This is a genomic window from Xenorhabdus griffiniae (assembly GCF_001028135.1).
Taxonomy (GTDB): domain Bacteria; phylum Pseudomonadota; class Gammaproteobacteria; order Enterobacterales; family Enterobacteriaceae; genus Xenorhabdus; species Xenorhabdus bakwenae.
In genome coordinates this window covers 1-20747 of record NZ_LDNM01000023.1, presented here as the reverse complement: position 1 = coordinate 20747, position 20747 = coordinate 1, and the positions used below count along the sequence as shown (strand labels likewise).

General features: G+C 45.6%; 18 protein-coding genes and 1 other RNA gene. 8 read left to right on the top strand and 11 right to left on the bottom strand.

Annotated features, from left to right (window positions below):
* Positions 1–346: 346 nt before the first annotated feature.
* Positions 347–1465, bottom strand: a complete 1119-nt coding sequence (locus AAY47_RS07070) for a site-specific integrase (RefSeq protein ID WP_047768271.1) — start codon at positions 1463–1465, stop codon at positions 347–349.
* A gap of 228 nt (positions 1466–1693) precedes the next feature.
* Here AAY47_RS07070 and srmB point away from each other — a divergent pair, with 228 nt between their 5' ends.
* Positions 1694–3034 (top strand): ATP-dependent RNA helicase SrmB, encoded by a 1341-nt coding sequence (gene srmB, locus AAY47_RS07065; RefSeq protein WP_047768278.1) that lies wholly within the window; start codon positions 1694–1696, stop codon positions 3032–3034.
* A gap of 76 nt (positions 3035–3110) precedes the next feature.
* Here the strand turns inward: srmB and AAY47_RS07060 are convergent, their stop codons facing one another.
* Positions 3111–4148 carry a phospholipase gene (locus AAY47_RS07060; protein ID WP_235428306.1) on the bottom strand — a complete coding sequence of 346 codons (1038 nt, stop codon included), beginning with the start codon at positions 4146–4148 and terminating at the stop codon, positions 3111–3113.
* A gap of 187 nt (positions 4149–4335) precedes the next feature.
* A complete protein-coding gene (gene grcA / locus AAY47_RS07055) occupies positions 4336–4719 on the bottom strand; it encodes an autonomous glycyl radical cofactor GrcA (RefSeq protein WP_047768269.1) in 384 nt (127 codons plus the stop codon).
* A gap of 332 nt (positions 4720–5051) precedes the next feature.
* On the opposite strand from grcA, the gene ung reads away from it, so the two are divergent.
* Positions 5052–5732: a uracil-DNA glycosylase gene (ung, locus tag AAY47_RS07050; protein WP_047768267.1), complete on the top strand. Its 681-nt coding sequence runs from the start codon at positions 5052–5054 to the stop codon at positions 5730–5732.
* Positions 5733–5798: 66 nt separating this feature from the next.
* Here the strand turns inward: ung and grpE are convergent, their stop codons facing one another.
* Positions 5799–6380, bottom strand: a complete 582-nt coding sequence (gene grpE / locus AAY47_RS07045; protein ID WP_047768265.1) for a nucleotide exchange factor GrpE — start codon at positions 6378–6380, stop codon at positions 5799–5801.
* Between the two features lie 124 nt (positions 6381–6504).
* Here grpE and nadK point away from each other — a divergent pair, with 124 nt between their 5' ends.
* From nadK to bamE, 3 genes are all read left to right on the top strand, one after another.
* A complete protein-coding gene (gene nadK, locus AAY47_RS07040; protein ID WP_152669781.1) occupies positions 6505–7383 on the top strand; it encodes an NAD(+) kinase in 879 nt (292 codons plus the stop codon).
* 132 nt (positions 7384–7515) lie between these two features.
* Positions 7516–9189: a DNA repair protein RecN gene (recN, locus tag AAY47_RS07035; RefSeq protein ID WP_047768261.1), complete on the top strand. Its 1674-nt coding sequence runs from the start codon at positions 7516–7518 to the stop codon at positions 9187–9189.
* A 112-nt stretch (positions 9190–9301) separates the two neighbouring features.
* On the top strand, positions 9302–9646 hold the full coding sequence (bamE, locus tag AAY47_RS07030; RefSeq protein WP_047768259.1) for an outer membrane protein assembly factor BamE: 345 nt from the start codon (positions 9302–9304) through the stop codon (positions 9644–9646).
* 51 nt (positions 9647–9697) lie between these two features.
* On the opposite strand, the gene AAY47_RS07025 is transcribed toward bamE, so the two are convergent.
* On the bottom strand, positions 9698–9991 hold the full coding sequence (locus AAY47_RS07025) for an RnfH family protein (RefSeq protein WP_047768258.1): 294 nt from the start codon (positions 9989–9991) through the stop codon (positions 9698–9700).
* On the bottom strand, positions 9984–10418 hold the full coding sequence (locus AAY47_RS07020; RefSeq protein WP_047768256.1) for a type II toxin-antitoxin system RatA family toxin: 435 nt from the start codon (positions 10416–10418) through the stop codon (positions 9984–9986). The genes AAY47_RS07025 and AAY47_RS07020 overlap by 8 nt, the downstream gene beginning before the upstream one ends.
* 157 nt (positions 10419–10575) lie before the next feature.
* Here AAY47_RS07020 and smpB point away from each other — a divergent pair, with 157 nt between their 5' ends.
* On the top strand, positions 10576–11058 hold the full coding sequence (gene smpB, locus AAY47_RS07015) for an SsrA-binding protein SmpB (protein WP_047768254.1): 483 nt from the start codon (positions 10576–10578) through the stop codon (positions 11056–11058).
* 51 nt (positions 11059–11109) lie between these two features.
* Positions 11110–11473: a transfer-messenger RNA gene (gene ssrA / locus AAY47_RS20510) on the top strand.
* A 639-nt stretch (positions 11474–12112) separates the two neighbouring features.
* Here the strand turns inward: ssrA and AAY47_RS07010 are convergent.
* Positions 12113–12292, bottom strand: coding sequence for a hypothetical protein (locus AAY47_RS07010; RefSeq protein WP_047768252.1), 180 nt, complete (start codon positions 12290–12292; stop codon positions 12113–12115).
* Between the two features lie 701 nt (positions 12293–12993).
* Here AAY47_RS07010 and AAY47_RS07000 point away from each other — a divergent pair.
* Positions 12994–13830 carry a phage tail protein gene (locus AAY47_RS07000; RefSeq protein ID WP_047768248.1) on the top strand — a complete coding sequence of 279 codons (837 nt, stop codon included), beginning with the start codon at positions 12994–12996 and terminating at the stop codon, positions 13828–13830.
* Between the two features lie 44 nt (positions 13831–13874).
* On the opposite strand, the gene AAY47_RS22625 is transcribed toward AAY47_RS07000, so the two are convergent.
* From AAY47_RS22625 to AAY47_RS06980, 4 genes are read right to left on the bottom strand one after another with little or no spacing between them, the layout of a single operon-like run.
* Positions 13875–15296, bottom strand: coding sequence for a pyocin knob domain-containing protein (locus AAY47_RS22625; protein ID WP_047768245.1), 1422 nt, complete (start codon positions 15294–15296; stop codon positions 13875–13877).
* A 46-nt stretch (positions 15297–15342) separates the two neighbouring features.
* A complete protein-coding gene (gene gpJ / locus AAY47_RS06990; protein ID WP_083446805.1) occupies positions 15343–19026 on the bottom strand; it encodes a TipJ family phage tail tip protein in 3684 nt (1227 codons plus the stop codon).
* Positions 19027–19078: 52 nt separating this feature from the next.
* Complete coding sequence (locus tag AAY47_RS06985; RefSeq protein WP_047768243.1) at positions 19079–19654, bottom strand: tail assembly protein; 576 nt, start codon at positions 19652–19654, stop codon at positions 19079–19081.
* 3 nt (positions 19655–19657) lie between these two features.
* The gene (locus tag AAY47_RS06980; protein WP_047768241.1) at positions 19658–20389 is read right to left on the bottom strand and encodes a C40 family peptidase; all 732 of its coding nucleotides are present in this window, start codon (positions 20387–20389) and stop codon (positions 19658–19660) included.
* Positions 20390–20747 lie beyond the last annotated feature (358 nt).

Here is a 20747-nt window from a genome sequence, read left to right as displayed (position 1 = left end):
AGTCATGAGATAAATCAGTCAGTTAACTTGCCCTCTTTAAGAGGGTCAGTTTGAGCACCGAAAATATCGGTATGCAGTCTGGCGATCATTGGTTCCGACGAAATTCGTCGCAACCTCTCACAAGGTCGGAACGTTTAGCGTACTGACCTCTCACTACCGACGAAATTCGTCGTGAGTCACTCAGTTACATTAAGTAACCCTGTGCGGGTAAAAAGGTATGGTGGAAATCACCATACCCAAGGTGTGATATCACATCTTAAAGATGGTCAAAATCTTGACCATGATTCAGGTTTGAGCCATCTACGGCAACTATGGGGATTTCTTCTATAGTTGATTGCCTTGAGAGTCAAAGGGTGGGTTCCTTCCCTTGTAATTCTTCTTTCTGCCGCATAAGTTTGTTGAATTTTTCATGCAGTGATTGCGGGTACAGCTCGGTGTATACCTGCCATAATACATTCAGTGAGCGATGACCTGTGACTTGCGCGACTTCTTCAATTGAGAACCCAGCCTCAAACAAGCGACTCGCCCCTTCCCGGCGTAGATCATGATAGCGAAGGTCTTCAATGCCTAGTTCGACGCATGCCTTGTGAAAACCCTTAGATATGCTTCTCGTATTATAGGGGAATATCAGTTCACTATCAGATTTTGGTTGTCTTTGAACAATATCCCACGCATCCCCAAGCAAGGGAACAAACATATGATTACCTGTTTTTTTTCTGGGGTCTTTTCTGTCTCTTACGAGCACAGACTTTTGCTTCTCATCAATGTCATCCCACCTGATTTTACATACCTCTCCAATGCGCATACAGGAAAGTATTGAGAAATTCAATATATCCTCGTAAGGAATATTACTTGTCCAATGACTACCTCGTCTGCGTAGCACTTCCATTAATCTATCTAACTCCTCGCGCTCTGGTCTTCTGCTGCGTCGTTGGCTTTTACTGATTAACCCCATTTGGGTTAAAACTGAACGAGCTTCATGTGCAGGATTCGAGGTGTAGTCTATGCCATAGACAGGCTTGGCTGATTTTAGGACTGATGACAAATAGACGACATCATGATTAATGGTGGCGGGAGTGGTTCCTGTAGAATATCGCTGCTTGCAATGCTCAATAATATGACTCACCGAAAACTCAACTAGAGTGAATTTTGACAATTCACTGTTTAATAATGCGTTCAATACATTTTTCTTGTCTCTTCCTGCCTTTCCACCCAAAGCTGGATCATTGATATATTTACGCAGTAGAGCACCAACCGTAAAATCTTCGGCATCATTCTGTGTGGGCACCCCGTTTTGCTCTAAATCAACCACCCGTTGAGCACCCCATGTTTTAGCGTGAGACTGCTTTCCGAATGTACGGTTCTCCCTGTAGATATATTTACCTCCAGACTTAACACCAACAGTGCAGCGGTAGCGGACAGTGCCATCTGCGCGAGGACGTTTTTCTATGCTATAGTAGGCCATCTGCGATGCTCTCCAGTTCAAATTTTTACGACATAAAGGGGTGCTATTAGGGGTGCTGATAATCTCAAAATAGCCTAAAAAACCCTTAAATGCACGAAAATTAGCAAAAACAACAATTCAGGAAATTCAGCATAATAGCGAGCTATGGCGGGAGTCTGGCGTGTTATTTGGGTATTTTCTTTTTATGTTTTACCGATTTATAATCGGCGGCCCAAACAGAGGTATATAATGACTGCGACAAACTTTTCCGAATTCGACCTTGATGAATCCTTGCTTGAAGCACTGAACAACAAAGGCTACGAACTCCCGACCGCCATTCAGGCGGCAGCTATTCCTCCGGCGATGGACGGACGTGATGTATTAGGCTCAGCGCCGACCGGTACAGGTAAGACCGCCGCTTACCTGCTACCAACTCTACAGCATTTACTGGATTTTCCTCGCAAAAAATCAGGGCCGCCACGCATCCTGATTTTGACGCCAACCCGTGAACTGGCAATGCAGGTAGCAGAACAGGCAAAAGAATTGGCGGCCCATACACATTTGGACATTGCGACAATCACGGGTGGTGTTGCCTACATGAATCATGCGGAAGTATTCAGTGAGAATCAGGATATTGTTGTCGCAACGACAGGGCGTCTGCTGCAATACATCAAAGAAGAAAATTTCGATTGCCGTGCAGTGGAAACGCTGATCCTTGATGAAGCGGATCGCATGTTGGATATGGGATTCGCCAATGATGTCGAAACGATTGCAGGCGAAACCCGCTGGCGTAAACAGACCTTGTTATTCTCCGCAACTCTGGAAGGGGAATCCATCCGTGATTTTGCCGAGCGCCTGTTAACTGATCCTGTTGAGATTGATGCCGAACCTTCTCGCCGTGAACGCAAGAAAATTCAGCAATTTTACTATCGGGCTGATTCGTTAGAGCATAAAACAGCTCTGCTGTGTCACCTTCTCCAGCAATCTGAAGTGACTAAATCCATTGTTTTCGTACGTAAACGAGAGCGTGTTCGCGAACTTGTCGATTGGCTGAACCAGGCAGGCATTCAGGCGGGTTTTCTCGAAGGAGAAATGGTGCAGGCCAAGCGTACAGATGCCGTAAAACGCTTGAATGATGGTAAAGTCAAAGTCCTGGTCGCCACCGACGTTGCTTCCCGTGGATTGGATATCGAAGATGTCAGCCACGTCTTTAACTTCGATTTGCCTCGTACCGCAGATGTTTACTTGCACCGGATCGGTCGTACTGCTCGTGCAGGCCGTAAAGGAACGGCTATTGCTTTGGTTGAAGCACATGATCACCTACTTTTGGGTAAAATCAGCCGTTACTTCAAAGAACCTTTGAAAATACGAGTGGTTGATGAGCTTCGCCCACAGACCAAAACGCCAAGTGAGAAAAAGGGTAATAAGCCATCCAAAAAAGTACTGGCAAAACGTAAAGAGAAGAAGAAAACAGAAGAGACAAAGAAAAACCGCGTAAAAGTTCGTCATCGCGATAGCAAAAATATCGGTAAACGCCGCGCTTCTTCTGGCAATCCCAGCCCAAAATTAACTGAATCTAGCAACGATTAATTCATAACCGAGTGTAGAACATGGGCGAAGCCATACAGTGAATTCGCCCAAGTTACGGCAGACTGAGCGCTAAATATTACACAGCATAATGCTGTTCACTTTGCTGCGGTGTGATATCTGTAACATCCGTTGACGCCAACATGGTATTGCCATTGTTCAGCCAGGGCTTTTGTTCCGCCATTAATTCGAGGACAGCTTCCAAAAAATGGGCCTTAAAGGTATGTAAGCCATATCGATTAGGCAGTATGAGATCCCATATGTTCTCTAATTCATATTCATACTTAAGCTCTATTTTGTGCCCCATCGGTTGACGGATTGGCAATGTTTTTTGCAAGTTACCCAGCCAATCGTGTTCAACGGCATAATGGCGTATTAAACCACTGTCAGCCAATTCATGGGCAACTTCGGGTGATACGCCCATATGTTTCAATGTCGCGTCAGAAACACTAACAGAATTGTAAATAACTGCTGGTTTTCCTGTTGCCAATGCAGCCACAGTTGCTAATCCGCCCCCCAATGAATGCCCGGTGAAAATGACGTTTTCACCAAATACTTCTAACGCCTTATGTGCCAATTCCACGGCTTGGTTATACTGTTTTTCATTGTAACCAAGCTTTTGGCGAATACTTACCATAAAATCCTGTAATTCATTCGAACCTGTGAAAGAGACAATATATAACCCCTTATTTTGGTATACACCGGCCTGAAACCCTGTTGAGTAATCATTCAGAGTGTCAGGATCAATGCCTGCTCTTGATAAATCCTCGTCAGACAGACGCACATAATCGCCAATTCCTAAACTCGTTTGTCGATAAACATCACGGGTAACCAGCGTCAGGGCATAATCGACCCGTTGAGAGTGTTTTCCCGCAATATCATTGGCTTTCAATTCAGGTGCTGCCATCGTGCTGGCATTTAAGTTATTAACCAATGATTGATAGAGCGCATTAACCTGCTGAGTGTTTTCTGAAAACGAAGTATTGGCGGAAGAAATGTGATCAACTTTGTCAGGTGGTGACTGTGCAGTAGCATTAGATTGAGGTTGTAAGGTATTTCCTTGTAAGGAATAAACCCCTAAGTTACTAAAAGAACTGGTATTAATTGATAAGGTCATAAAATTCTCCTACAGATTATTCAAGTTTGGTGTGGTTTAAAAGCCCAAACTCTCTATCGGCAGAATTTTTAACAATATTAAAACAAATTTAATTTTTAATTAACAAATTTAATTTCCATAATTAAAGTATGTAAATAAAAAAAGGGAGTAACGATTCTCCCTTTAAATTTTTTGCTTGATACAAGAATTACAAGCTTTCTGTAAAAGTACGTGCAATAACATCACGTTGCTGTTCTGGCGTCAGTGAGTTAAAACGTACAGCATAACCAGATACACGAATAGTGAGTTGAGGATACTTTTCGGGGTGTTTTACTGCATCTTCCAACGTTTCGCGGCGCAGAACATTAACATTCAGATGTTGCCCACCTTCTACACGTACAGCCGGCTTGACCTCCAGCGGGATCTCGCGATATTCAAATTGCCCCAACGCCTCTTTGGCGACAATCTGGCCTTCATCGTAATCTGCTTTAGCACAGATGCAACGCGCTTCATTTTTTTCATCATCCAACAGCCAAAAAGAGTTCATCAATGCAGCGTTGTTAGATTGGGTAATCTGAATCCCAGTAATCATTTATACCTCCAACATCATCTTAGTTATTCGGTCAAATCCTAACTTAACCAATCATCGTTCTTGATTTTCTGTATACCAGTACAAATGAGAAGGTTCTTTGATTGTAATCAACTGGTTTCATACGGTTATTGATAGTGAATTCATAATGTCATGTTTTAAATCATCTTTTCTGACAGAATGGAATGAAATTATTTTCATGTTTTTTCAAAAAAATTTATAAAAATAGATTTTCATCCTGGGAATTAAGCTTAGATTGAGATCTCAGGGTTTCCCTATCCCAAGGGAATCGGTAAGCTTAAGCTATCTGATAATCATCTAGAAAGGGATTGGCTATGTCCGCACCTCTCACATGGCACGATGTCATCGGCAATGAAAAGAAACAGACTTATTTTGTTGATACATTGGCTTATGTTGCCAATGAACGTCTGGCTGGAAAAACCATTTATCCGCCTCAGACAGATGTTTTTAATGCATTCCGCTATACCGAATTGGCTGATGTAAAAGTCGTCATTTTAGGACAAGATCCTTACCACGGCCCGAATCAAGCCCACGGTTTGGCTTTCTCTGTACAGCCTGGTATTCCTGCGCCGCCTTCTCTTGTCAATATGTACAAAGAACTGGAATCGGACATTGCCGGATTCACTCGACCAAATCATGGTTGCCTGATCAGCTGGGCAAAACAGGGCGTATTATTGCTTAATACCGTGCTCACCGTTGAGCGCGGTAACGCGCATTCTCATGCGCATTTAGGCTGGGAAACGTTCACTGACAAAGTCATTGCCGCAATCAATGAACATCGTAACGGAGTTATTTTCTTGCTTTGGGGATCGCATGCCCAGAAAAAAGGCCATTTTATTGATATCCAACGCCATCATGTATTAAAAGCTCCCCATCCTTCACCTTTGTCTGCCCATCGTGGTTTCTTAGGCTGTAAACATTTTTCACAGGCCAACAACTTATTGGGATCACAAGGATTATCGCCTATAGATTGGGAGCCTCAATTACCCCAATAGTCGATTTATGCCTACAAAAATGCCGCCTTTCTCATGGCGGCATTGCATCACGAGAGACCGTAACCTTTATTTAGAAACAGCAACCATTGCAGGACGCAATAGACGACCATTCAAGGTATAACCTTTCTGCATCACCAACATAACCTGATTAGGTTCATGCTGTTCTGATTCCATCATGGTCACCGCCTGATGCACTTCTGGATTGAAAGGGACATTAGTGTCACCAACCACTTCAACGCCAAATTTACCCACTGAATCAATAAAAGATTTCAGCGTCAGTTCAATACCTTCAACCATTGGCAGTAACGCTTCATTGGTACGATCAGCCGCATCTAATGCACGTTCCAGATTATCGATAACAGGCAGAAGTTCATTGACAAATTTTTCCAATGCAAATTTATGTGCTTTTTCTACATCCTGCTCAGTACGACGGCGAATGTTTTCGATTTCAGCACGTGCACGCAGCAAAGCATCACGTTCATTAGCCTGAGCCTGTTTCAGTTGTTCTTCCAACTCAGCAACACGCGGATCAACAACGTTTTCAGTCTCTGGCGTATCTGTCTGTTCCGCATTTATTTGTTGCTCTAATACATTTTCTGTATTTTCTGCGACTTGCTCGTCAGGTACTTTTTGGTCTTTACTACTCATGAATATCTCCGCGTATTTTGTATTATCTTCGCCATTTGAGCTTATTATGGGGATCAAAACGCGGGATTCAAGGGAACAATCATTATTGTGAGGGCAAAACCATATGCTGAAGGAAATAACAGCAATGAATAATGAATTCAAATGCATCGGTATTGTCGGTCGTCCACGTCACCCTGAAGCACTGGCCACCCACGAAATGCTGTATCACTGGCTGGTATCTAAAGGTTATTGTGTCATTGTGGATAGACAGGTCGCGAAAGACATTAGTTTAAAAGACGCTCAGACGGGAGGATTAACAGAAATTGGTAAAATTGCCGATCTTGTGATTGTTGTCGGTGGTGATGGCAATATGCTCGGTGCAACCAGAGTATTATCACGTTATGACATTAAAGTCATTGGTATCAACCGAGGCAATTTGGGCTTTTTAACGGATTTGGATCCCGATAATGCTTTACAGCAGCTCTCCGAAGTTTTGGATGGCAAATATCGAGACGAAAAACGTTTTCTGCTTGAGGCACAAGTGACAAAAACTGGGCATAAATCCCGGCGCAGCACTGCATTAAATGAAGTCGTACTCCATCCAGGCAAAGTTGCTCATATGATTGAATTTGAAGTCTATATTGATGAACGTTTTGCTTTTTCTCAACGTTCAGATGGCTTAATCATAGCAACGCCCACTGGCTCTACGGCCTATTCACTGTCTGCTGGAGGACCTATATTAACCCCAAACTTAGATGCTATCGTGCTAGTGCCGATGTTTCCACATACGCTCTCTGCACGCCCTCTCGTTATCAGCAGCGAAAGCAGCATTCGCCTGAAATTTGCCCAAAACAGCAGTGACTACGAAGTCAGTTGTGACAGCCAGATCGTCCTGCCAATCCAAGATGGTGAAGAAGTGATCATCAAACGCAGTGACTATAATCTGCACTTAATTCATCCAAAAGATTACAACTACTTTAATACACTGAGCACAAAATTGGGCTGGTCGAAAAAAATGTTCTAAAAACGAGCCTTCCTACTTTACTGTATAAAAAACCAGTTTATACTGTATGGAAGCACAGACATGTTTTTATGCACAGGAACATGTTCTTATACAGTAACGTGTTTATATACAGTAAAAAGAAGGAGGAGCACGATGCTGACTCAATTGACCATCAGTAACTTTGCTATCGTTCGCGAACTTGAAATTGATTTCCGCCCAGGAATGACGGCAATCACAGGGGAAACCGGAGCAGGTAAATCCATCGCGATTGATGCATTAGGTTTATGTCTTGGCAACCGTGGCGAAGCCAACATGGTTCGCCCGGGTGCTCCACGTACCGACCTTTGCGCCCGTTTTTCACTCACTGATGCGCCTTCTGCCCGCAAGTGGCTGATAGACCACCAGCTCGATGAAAGTTTTGAGGAGGGCAATGAGTGCCTGCTGCGTCGTACCATTACCGCTGATGGGCGCTCTCGCGGTTTTATCAATGGTACTGCTGTACCCCTTTCTCAATTACGTGAATTAGGTTCCCATCTCATTCAAATTCACGGACAACATGCTCACCAATTATTGTTAGAAAATCGTCACCAAAGGCGCTTACTGGATATTTACACGGGCGATTTCGAACTTCAGCAAGAAATGAAACAGGCTTACCTAAAATGGCGCCAAAGCTGTCAGGCTCTCTCCCAATTCCAACAACAAGCTCTTGAGCGGCGCTCACGTCAGCAATTGCTGGAATATCACCTGAAAGAACTGGACGAACTGTCACCACAACCAGGTAATTATCAAGAACAAGATAGTGAATACAAACGGCTGGCAAATTGCGGGCAATTTTTGTCCGTCAGTCAAAATATCCTCCAAATTTTAAGTGATAATGATGAACAGAACATTGTCAGTTTTCTTAGTTATGCCCGCAGTGAACTGACAGAGCTTGCCAGCATGGATCACAAACTCAGTGGCCTGCTTAACATGCTGGAAGAGGCTGCTATCCAAATCAATGAAGTGAGTGATGAGTTACGTCATTACAGCAACCAACTGGAGCTGGACCCCAATCGTTTATTTGAACTGGAACAGAAAATTTCCCAACAAATCAGCATGGCCCGTAAACACCATGTTGCGCCAGAAGAGTTACCTGCATTACATCAACAATTGTTGGAAGAGCAATATCAACTATCCCAGCAGGAAAATGATTGTGCCCATCTCAGTGAACTTGTCAGCTTGCATTATCAACAAGCCTTGACTGTGGCAGAAAAATTGCACCATGTTCGCCAAAAATATGCCGTAGAATTGGGCCAACTGATAACAAACAGTATGCACCAACTTTCTATGCCTCATGGCCGCTTTACCATCGATGTTACCTTTGAAGCAGAGCATTTAAATATTGATGGAGCCAGCAAAGTTGAATTCAATGTCACAACCAACCCTGGCCAACCCCATCAACCATTGGCAAAAGTGGCATCAGGTGGTGAGCTTTCCCGTATTGCACTGGCAATCCAGGTCATTACGGCGAAAAAAATGGAAACCCCCGCGCTGATTTTCGATGAAGTTGATGTAGGTATCAGCGGTCCAACAGCGGCCATTGTTGGGCGTTTGCTGCGTGAATTGGGGGAATCCACCCAAGTGATGTGTGTCACCCACTTACCTCAAGTCGCAGGATGCGGGCATCAGCATTTTTATGTCAGCAAGCAAACAGACGGCGAAGAAACAGAAACCCAAATGCAACTATTGGATAAAAAAGCACGACTTCAAGAACTGGCGCGGCTTTTGGCGGGGAGTGAGGTTACAAAAAATACTCTGGCTAACGCAAAAGAGTTGTTAGCGGCATAAATTGAGACAACTTTCTTGTATAATTGCAGTCATAGGTAAATGCGTAGAGGTTTTCAACCTCTTCAATGTTTATTATTATCGACGGCCTAACGCCTAAAGGAATGTAATTACTATGCGCTGTAAATTGTTGACTGCCGCTACTGTCTCACTTGTTATGCTGACTGCGGGTTGCTCCATGTTTGAGCGAATTGTTTATCGTCCTGATATTAATCAAGGGAACTACCTTACGCCGGCTGCGGTATCAAAAATCCATCAGGGAATGACTCAACAGCAAGTTTCTTACACTTTGGGAACACCAATGCTGACCGATCCGTTTGGGAGTCAAACTTGGTATTACGTATTCCGCCAACAACCAGGCCATGGGAAAACAACTCAGGAAACCCTGACACTTACCTTTGATAGCAATGGTGTGCTAACTGATATCAAGGATGAAAAATCACTGCCAGAGAATCAGTAAGATGTGTGTTTTATTTATTCGCCAGTAGAAAATCTGGCGAATAAACAGACATTATTGTGCATTGTTTTTCGCACGCTCTGCTCGTTTACGGCGCATTTCTTTTGGATCCGCAACCAGAGGGCGATAAATCTCCACACGATCTCCCTCTTCCAGCGTTTCAGTCAGTTTGGCAGGGCGGCTATAAATACCAACTTTATTTTTAGTCAAATCGATATCATTACGTAATGTCAAAAGACCAGACGTTACAATCGCCTGTTCGACGGTAGCTCCTTGGGGTACTTTCACATTACGCAGATATTGCCGTTCAGGCAGAGCATAAACGACTTCGATATTAATCTCAGACACTATAGACCTCACGTGCACGCTGGGTAAAAGCCTGAACCATATTCCCAGCCAGCTCCTTAAATACTTTGCCAAAGGCCAGTTCGATCAACTTGTTGGTAAATTCAAAATCGAGATGCAACTCAACCTTACAAGCATCTTCACTTAACGGAGTAAAATGCCACCCTCCCATCAATTTACGGAAAGGCCCGTCAACAAGCTGCATACTGATGCGTTGATTATCAAATAACGTATTGCGCGTTACGAACGTCTTACTGATCCCTGCCTTAGAAACCTCAACAGAAGCCGTCATTTCATTATTGCTACTACTTATTACACAACTACCTACACATCCCGGTAAAAAATCAGGATAAGAAGTCACATCGTTGACCAATTTATACATTTGTTCCACGCTGTAAGGCACTAGCGCAGAGCGATTAATTTGTGGCATATCATTTCCTGTAAAGCATAACAGCGCTGAATAGTATCACTTAAACATGGTTAAATAAAAACCCGATGACATTTAGAACAATAAATGCGCACTTATCGCTAAATATCATACAGAAGAGATTTCTTTCACTAACGCATGCAGTATAATACAACGCATTATGACAAAGAAAAAAGCATACAAACCCGGTTCGGCAACAATTGCCATGAATAAGCGAGCCCGCCACGAATACTTCATTGAGGAAGAATTCGAAGCAGGCTTATCCCTACAAGGTTGGGAAGTTAAATCACTGCGTGCTGGCAAAGCTAACATCAGTGAAAGTTATGTTTTACTCAAAGATGGTGATGCTTATCTTTTTGGTGCCACGATTACGCCATTAAACGTTGCTTCTTCCCACGTAGTTTGTGATCCGACACGGTCACGCAAGCTACTACTTAACAAACGCGAGCTTGATTCACTGTATGGTCGAATCAATCGAGAAGGTTATACCATCGTCGCACTTTCCATGTATTGGAAAAATGCTTGGTGCAAAATCAAAATTGGCGTTGCAAAAGGTAAAAAGGCGCACGATAAGCGTTCAGATATCAAAGAACGTGAGTGGAAATTAGACAAAGCGAGAATTATGAAGAATTCTGGGCGTTAATCGCTGGCATTGTCATCCAATATTCTGATATACTTAACGCTTATTATACTTGGGGCTGATTCTGGATTCGACGGGATTTGCGAAACCCAAGGTGCATGCCGAGGGGCGGTTGGCCTCGTAAAAAGCCGCAAAACAATAGTCGCAAACGACGAAAACTACGCACTGGCAGCTTAATAACCTGCGCAGAGCCCTCTCTCCCTAGCCTTCGCTCTTAGGACGGGGATCAAGAGAGGTCAAACCCAAAAGAGATCGCGTGGATGCCCTGCCTGGGGTTGAAGCGTTAAATCCAATCAGGCTAGTTTGTTAGTGGCGTGTCTGTCCGCAGCTGGCAAGCGAATGTAAAGACCAGACTAAGCATGTAGTACCAAGGATGTAGAAATTTCGGACGCGGGTTCAACTCCCGCCAGCTCCACCAAATTTGGTAGGACAGTGTAAGGACAACAACTTGAAAAACAAGAAGTTAGCAAAGTTGGTAGGTCACTGTCATGACAGTAAAGGGACTTAAAAGTGCACGTAAAATGCACGTGAAGTCAAATTTGAAACACCTCAGAATCCCACCCCCTCTGAGGTGTTTTTATTTGTAAAAAATGTATTTCTATTTGTAAGAAAGTGTAACAAAAATACACGCTGTTTTGCCTGTCTTGGGTCTGGCTTACCCCTCAGATCATTCCCTCCAAAACAAATATTGAAGAACAGACATCATTATTTTATCCGAAAAATTCACTGTCAAAATTCCTCTCTGAAATAATGCCTTTCTGTACATATAAACAGTGATTTTAAATATTCAAATTTTTTGATGTTATTTGGCGGATGCAATTTTTTTGCAAAAGAAGATAAAGCCAGTTCCAAGGTGAGAATGAAAAGGAAGATTGATCACCATAGCACAGCAATCTACCCTTTGACTTTCATAGTAATCAACTATAGAGGAAATCCCTATAGTTGCCGTAGATGGCTCAAATCTGATTCATGATTGAAATTCCAATCATCTTTAAAGTGTGATATCCCACTTTAGGTATGGTGATTTCCACCATACCTTTTACCCTCACAGGGTTACTTAATGTAACTCAGTGACTGACGACGAATTTCGTCGGAACCAATGATCACCAGACTGCATACCGATATTATCGTCGCTCAAATTATAAGCAGACGGCATATTTGCAGTCTGCTTGCTTTTCAAGCTATCATTGTAACCCATTGATTCTTCCGAGGTGGTCATTTTGACCACCCGGAACATCTCAATATTTCCAGTTCCCAAAGTGAGGACCACGAAAGAATCAAAGGGTTACTGAGGTGTGAGAAATTTTTCGCATACCCATCAGCTAAAATTTCAGCCGATGACTGAGCGAAATATTTCGCCGATTGAGCTGAGTGAACATTATTCACTTGGTTTAAAATTAATGAGTGATTTATAACCACACCTCTTAAAGAGGTGAGCCTCTGAAATCGGAGCCTCCTCAACCTCAAGGAACCCCTAGAGTTAATTCATCCCTCCGTTTGAAACAGAAGCGTGCTGAATTAAAGGTGAGAAATCCCACCTTTAGCTAAGTCGTTGATTTTACTTATTTCCTGCACAGAACAGGAATTCAATAATATCAATGGGTTAAAAGGGGATAATTATCCTATTTAACGTAATGCATTGATTTTACTTATTTCTGTCACAGGACCGGAAATTAATAGAATCAAGGGGTTAAAAGTCGGGAAATCCCGCTTTTACTGTGCTGAGTTTTATCAGTCATATGATAAATTCTATTAATTCCCTGCCTGTCATTTTATGTCATCCTGTCATCAAAACATGTATCTCACCCATTAAAGTTAATCAAGCCGTACTCTCCAGTATTGATGAACCGATTTTATTGATGTTCACAGGCGGAGCAGTATCCCACCGCCTTCATGTTACTTAGCAATGTGTATTGTTGATTAAATGAGGGAGTAGCTATGCAAGATAAAAAGCCTGAAACACAAGCCTTAGAAGATGATGGCCTTGTTGTCGTTCCGACTCCAGAATATGTCAAAGATTCAATCAAAGAAGCGATTGAAGAACACACCCAAAGCCGCAACCATCCAGATGCAACACTGCAAGATAAGGGTTTTGTAGTTCTGAGTAATGATGTAAGTGATAGTGAAACTATGGCAGCAACACCAAAGGCAGTAAAAGCGGCATACGATTTAGCGAATACAGCTAATCAAACCGCCAGCGGTGCAAACAATCTTGCCAGTACAGCAAATAATAAGGCTGATAATGCAAGCAACCTTGCTAATATTGCAAATGAAAATGCCAATTTAGCCTTACCCGTTGGTGTTCCTGTTCCGTGGCCTACAGAAAATCCACCTGAAGGCTGGCTAATATGCAATGGTGAATCGTTTGATACAGCAAGATATCCGAAACTTGCGCTTGCTTATCCATCTGGTGTATTGCCTGATTTGAGAGGGGAATTTATTCGTGGGTGGGATGATAGCGGCAATATTGATCCTAATCGTTCTCTCCTTAGCTACCAAAATTCCGCATTTCAGAACCATTTTCATGCATTACCAACAAGTAATGGTGATGATGGCATGGAGGAAAACGGGATCACAACTGTTTTTGACGATAATAAAGCGGATAATTTCGCTTTGGATCTAGAAAATACACAACATCCAGTCGGAAATAATGCTGGATTGTGGAGTGGTAATTATTTTAGAACCTATAGCTCAAGTGTCTATGGTGGATTTTCTGTTGCGGACGAAACCCGCCCTCGCAACATAGCATTCAATTACATAGTCAGAGCCGCTTAATTCTGAGCTAAAACTTTCAACCCGCAACTTTCTGCGGGTTTATTTTACGCTTCACTTTTCCCCTGCCCCACATTCCACACCGAATCTTCCGGCATCTGGACACGGACATCTAAGCGACAACCTTCGGGAATGTCGCAGGGTTCGGCATCGACATAGTAGATTTTTTCACCATCCACGATGTCTTTTATCCGCCTGTTCTGGAACCGCTCAGGTAAATGGGGATGCTGACGGTGGAATGTGCGAATGATAATGCCGCCGCATTTTTTCACTGTGTCATCAATGTAGATGAGTTCCAGCCCGTTGTTGTTCTTCGGCGAGGAGATACCGCCGTGGACACCCCATGCTCCGTCAGCGTTATAACCCAATACGCCGGAGATTTGATAATGGCCAGTGCCGAGTTTAGTGACAGTCGCGCCTTCGGATTCGTCGTTGGTGATGAATGTGCCATCGGGGTAGATTTGGATGATGGGGGACGCTTTTCTTACAATCCCGCTCCCATCAACGGTTACAGTACTCAGCCCGGTAGAAGCGGGGGCTCTTAATAGGCAATACCATGAAGATGGGCCATTTTTTCTGTATTTTCTTAAAAACGTCTGGCCATCATGTCCACCGGTATATCGCTGAATAACATATCCATCCCCAACATCACTGGGCAGGACTTCCAATACACCAAATTGTTTTATGGGATACCCCCTCTCTGGCGTTGCATTAACACCATCCGGTTGATAATAATAATTCGGTGACTGGAAAATATTAATCGAACTGGTTCCTAAATGAACTCCCGCTGACGTTATTGTATTTTCTGTCAACGCCATCGTGCCAGGTTTCATCGGATGATAGACTTCGCCTGTCCATTTATTACCATTCCAATAATCCAGAAATGCCTCGCCGTCTCGTACACCTAACATATAGCGTTTATCACCTGCTCGTGCCGAGACCCGACTCGCACCCAGTTCACCCGTAACGATCCCGCCTGTTTTATCCAGCTTCCCCTCCATCGTCGCCTGTAACGCCCGTACCGATTGTTGAAACTCTGTTTTATCTGCTTTTCCTTCTAATGCCGCCTGTAACGCCCGTATCGATTGCAGTGACACCGTCTGACCGTTCGGCAATGTCACGTCAACCACGCCATTCTGTGACATCCATTTGTCCATGTTCTGGAGAAACTGGGTGATGTAGCTGGTGTTGGCCACAATATGTCGGACGCCATCCGAGACGGAATCGGGGAGGGTGGTCTGAATCTGGTATTTCGCGTTATTCAGGGTGACCGTGGCGTTATCCGCCAGTACCAGTTCGGTATCGGAGTTCACCGCCTGAATCAGGTGGATTAAGTTGTTGCTGCCAGACCGGATTAACATCATCTGCCCGGGTGCAACGCCGTTGATATTGGATTTAAATTTCGTGCCCGTACCGCGGACAATAGCCGAGCCGGACACAGTTGAGACTGTGCCTTGTGAATAGTACATGGTGTGTTCCTGAGAAAATCTAAGATAAACCCGTAGGGTTTGGTGATTACGCCTTGAACGCCAGAATAGTTATCATAAACCCTTCACCTTCCTGATAATATGTAACGTCCCCTGGTACATTTTTTGGTAATGTTCCATAACCCGTGATGATCGATGGGACATATCCTGTTCTGAGGTCACCTGTAGAAATTGCATATGTCCTCGCCCGGCATATTGTATTTCCATTTAGCGATACCCACGCCTGTTTGCTGGAGGCTGCTGTAATTTGCAATGCAGGGATAACAATAACGCGGTCGAATGGTGACGGGGGGATGGTTAAATTTCCCGGGTTCATTGTGTAAACCTTCACAATGTCGCCAACGATATTATTCACTGACAACGTCCCTTTTATTTTGCAATCCTCTTCGATAGTGACGTTTCTCAGGGAGCCTGACGTCGCATTAATCTCACCTCTCGCCTTGATATCACCAAACTCAGCAAAACCGGATTTATCAATTTTCCACCCCGCCCGACCTGCGACATAATTTCTGGACTGAATGAAGTTGCCGATTTTGGCGTTAGTAATGCTGCCGTCCTCTATGAAGGTATCTCTGGCAAACAGCTGTCCATTTTTGACCACCATAAACGGCTCCATCTTCCCGTTAACGGGGTTATAAAACGCAAAGTTATTAGCAGAAAATCCAATGTACGACTCAAGATTGCCGTTCTTCACCTCACCACTAATTACCATGCCCGCCGCGTTATACTTCCTGCCGTTATAGTTAATGGTGATATTCGTACTGTGGATGGCATACCCATTGCCGGACAGGTCAAATTCCGCTGACATCTTGCTGTTGATAACAGCCTGCTGTTTCCCGAGCTGTGCCTGAACCTGTTGTGCCGATTCAGCCACCGCTTTTTGTGTACTGGATATGGCCTGTTTATTGGTGACGACATCCCCCCTGATATCCCCGACGCTGGTACGTATTTCTGTAAACTGCTGACCAAATGATTTATCCCGTTCGGCTATCGTGGTTTCAACCGATTTGATGCGTGATGCATTGGTTCCGAGCTGGGCGCTAATGTCTGTGGTTTTCTGTGCCCATGCCTCATTGTCGGTCGCCCGTACTTGCCATAGCTCACTAATCTGCGCCTTGCTCTCCCCGTCACGCACCATCAGCTCACGGGATAATTGCTGTTGTGCGCCGGCGAGTTCAAGGGCGCTTTCGGCGTTCCAGTCCATATTGGCTTGCAGCCGTTTCCCGGCTTCGGCAGAAAAGAACTGGTTACCGGCTGCCTCAATAATCCAGCGGGCGTCATCGGATGACTCCCCTCTGACAAACGCTGTCCACGGGGACTGATTACCGGATTTATCCACCAGACGGGCACGGAAGTAGAAGGCCACGCCTGCGGCCAGCCCCTGTAGGGTATGCGTGCGTTGCGGATAGGGAATATCAGCCAACAGCATCAACCCTTCACTATCATTAGTCCGGCTGTACTGAATTTCTGTTTTCAGCGTGTCATCCGTCTGGGCAGCAAATCCCCAGTCAAGCTGGATACCAAAGATAATCGGCGTTGTTTTGAAGTTCAGCGGTGTCGGCGGGTTGCCCTCTTTCCCTTTCAGGTGGGTTTCCGGTGCATTCGCCCAGACACTGGATATTTCAGACGCATTAATTGCCCGCACCCGCGCCTGATAGCGTCCGGCGTAGATGTTAGGAACCTCAAAGCCCTGCGTCGAGGTTCGGGGGGCTGATATCCAGTTCCCGCTATCCCGTCGCCATTCGGCCTCATACGCAATGGCACTCTCCGCCGCATTCCAGGTGACACGCAGTGTGTTCACGACAATGCCCTGATTGACAACGGAGTCACTGCTGATAGTCACATTTTTCGGTGGTGACTGAACGCCGGGCGGGATAACCGAAATGGGCCGTTCCTCAATACGGGCGCCGGTGTCGATACGGGCGTATTTGTCGGGATTATGCTCAACGGCGGTGATTTCAAACGACACCCCATCCTCACCTTCCTTGATACCCGTCACCCTGAACTGCTGGATAGCCAAGTCCGTTGCGTCAATCGCCCAGATACATTCGGCGATCGGGGTTTCTGAGTAGGCGGTTGTGACAGTAACAATCTGCCCGTTCACCGCCTGAATGGTACGCCCCTCCGCTTTACCGGAAGGCAGGTTCAGGATCAGCCGCTCGCCCACTTTCGCAGACGATACCCGATCCAGCGTGATATTGCGTCCATTCACCGAACCCACGCGCCCACCCAGTACGCGACCGGAAAACATTTCATCAGCTACCCCAATGACGTAACCGGGTAACGGGATTTTGCCATCCAGCCCCACAGTAAAGGTCACCATCCGGTCATACTCGTTGGTGTGCAATATCCACTTACCCCGCCGTATCGCTTCACTCTGACGGGTACAGCCGATTGCCGTCACATCCGCCTGTTTTACGTTATAGCGACGGATTAACCGGTTATCAAAAACCGGCTCGACCGCATCCTGATAACCGTTCTGCGGATCTGACCAGCTCACCATCGCCGTAGAGTAATGAGTTTTCTCGCTGGAACTGGCGTAAACAAATTTACCGTCACGAACATTGGCACGGGTATAGAGGTAATCCATATCGCGTGGCATATCCGCCAGTACATTCATATTGTTGTTGGCCCAGAACGTCATGCCCCGGAAAATGCCAGCGATATCCCGTAAGACTGTCCACGCGTCCTCTTGTGACTGGATATAAACATTGCAGGTAAAGCGGGGTTCAGTCCCGCCAAATCCGTCAGGCACAGGCTGGTCACAATACTGCGCGATGCGGTACAAATCCCATTTTGCCAGACTCAGGTTCTCCGCCTTAACCCGGGTGCCGATACTGAACCGGTCATTCATCATCAGGTCATACAGCACCCATGCCGGATTGTCGGTCCATGCCCATTTGAACGTACCCGACCATACACCGGAGTACGTGCGGCTTGCCGGATCATAATTATCGGGCACCCGGATAATGCGCATCTTCGGTTCACAGGAGACCTGCGGGATATTGCGAAATTGTTTGGCATCAAACTGAACGTACAACAGCGCGGTTTCGGGGTAACTCAGTTTGGCGTCGATCACCTCGGTGACGGACTCCACCACCATCGCATCCGCAATCCGGTTACTGTTCTGCTTGGGGGTGAGACGACGCACGCGAACCTGCCAGCCTGAGTGCGCTTTAGGCAGATCAATACGGTGTGAGCGCTCATATTTAGTGGTTGTTTTCCCATCAAGCGCCGTCTTCAATACCGTCTGATACGAACCGCCATCCGCGGCCACCTCAACGACATAATCAATGCGATACCCCACAGTGTCACCGTTTTCTTCCTGCTTTTGCAGCTGAGGACATGATAACCGGAGGCGAACCGCCGACAACTGAGTATTGGTGATCGATCTGACCCATGACTCTATCAGCTCGGTGCTGACAGTCAGTTCATTTTCGACCGCTGGCATCCCCTTGATATACTCTTGATGCGGGGTGCCGGGACGAAATTCCCATTTGACGCCCTCAAAGTTGGCCTGACCATCGGGACCAATAATCGGCGTGTTATCCAGAAAGATATTGGTGCCGTCCAGCCCGCCTTCAAACTCACCCTCCCCCAATGCCAGTAGGATTTTGGCATACGAGGTTGATTGCAATGAGTCCGGTGATTCAACGGGAGTACGGGGGCGGTCACCACCGCCCTTGCTGCCCTGAATAAGATGATGCCCCATATTCCACCCATAAAAAAAGCCGCAAATGCGGCGAGACTAAACGTAATGACGGTTATTGCTGGTCTTCGGCGTAGACACCCGCTGAGATAATCGCTCCACCGATACGGCGCTTACCGTAGCCCACCGGAACGGGATTGCCCTGAGCGATAGAGTTGACCGGCCCACCAAACGCATAGCTGGGTTTATTGTCGGGGTCTTCCCGTCGCGCCAGTCCACCCGGCATAGGGGATAACATCTGCGCCACGCCCCCCAGCATCATACCAATCCCGGACATTACCATCGGCGCACCCCACGGTGTCATCCACATAAACGCCCCGGCAACGACCATCACCGCGCCGAGTATGGTTTGAAACACGCCCGCTTTTTTACTGCCAATGATCATCGGGGCAATGCGAATTTCCTCCCCGCCGGAAAACGCCAGTTCATCCTGACTGATATTGCGTTTTCCGCTGAATACCGCAAAGGTTAAGCCCTGCTCTTTCGCGGTCAGCAGAAACTTTTCAAATCCGTCAATCAGGACAGACAGTGCCCTGATTGCCTCCTGAGGGGACGATACCGCCAATCGGTGCTCTCGCCCGAACTGAGCACCCAAGACCCCGTACAACCGTATTATTCGTAGTGTGTTCATGGTTTACTCCAGTAAAAAACCCGCCGAAGCGGGCGGGTTCCTGTAACGCAAAGTGATGATTGTTCGTTCCTGCCAGTACCCACTGTAAGGTACGCGATGACTGAGTTGTCCGTACATATGGTGCAACATCAAGCCCTCGCCGATATACACCCCGGCATGATTCGGTTCTTTGGCCTGTACCTGCATGATAATCACATCCCCCGCCTGTAATTCCCTGCTGCACTCCACAAATCCCGCCGCCGCATAGTTTTTCATATACAAATTTTCGCCCCGATCCCACCAGCTCTCCGAGCGTTCAAAATTGGGGATTTCAATATTACGCTCCAGCCGATACCAGTCGCGCACAATGGCGTAACAGTCCCATATACCATGCACGAACGGGCGGCCAATGAGCGGTTTTATTCCCTCAGCCGGCATCAGCGTACGAATATCCCCCTCCGGCCAGGAGACGATCACCCACGGGAGTTGTGACAGGTCACACTGAGCAATGTCTAACTGACTCGGTTGTGTTGTGGCGTCGGGGTGACTGTGAACGATAGCAACAATAGTCCCCGTGTCTTCGGCATTGGCGTAGTCTTCGGGGTGAATGCTGAATTGCTCGGTGGGTGAAGGTGCGGTATTGCGACAGGGGATATATTGTTGTTTGCGGCTATGTTGAACCACCAGCCCACAACATTCATTGGGGTATTCGGTTTTAGCGTGATCCATGATAGATTGAATGATGCGTGGATGCATGTTGGCCTCATAACTAAAAGCCCCTTTACGGGGCCAAATGTCTTTCTATAAATTTAACATGTGATGTCATGCCCAATAAAAATCACTCTATACGGAAATTGAGTTGTATCTTGAATTCTTTTAACCTGATTGTTTTTTATAAACACCCAATGCAATTGATTTCCGGTATACCCTCCATATGAATTTTTAGCATTTACACATAATGAATAACCAAATACCGGAGACTTATTTTCGATCATTACTTCTTGCCTTGGTTGTGTCCAATTAGAATATTTAGCTGAGTCAGGATCTTTTAATAAGTTATTCCGACAAACCATCTGCATTGATGTTATAATCGGTAATCCGATAATTTACTGCC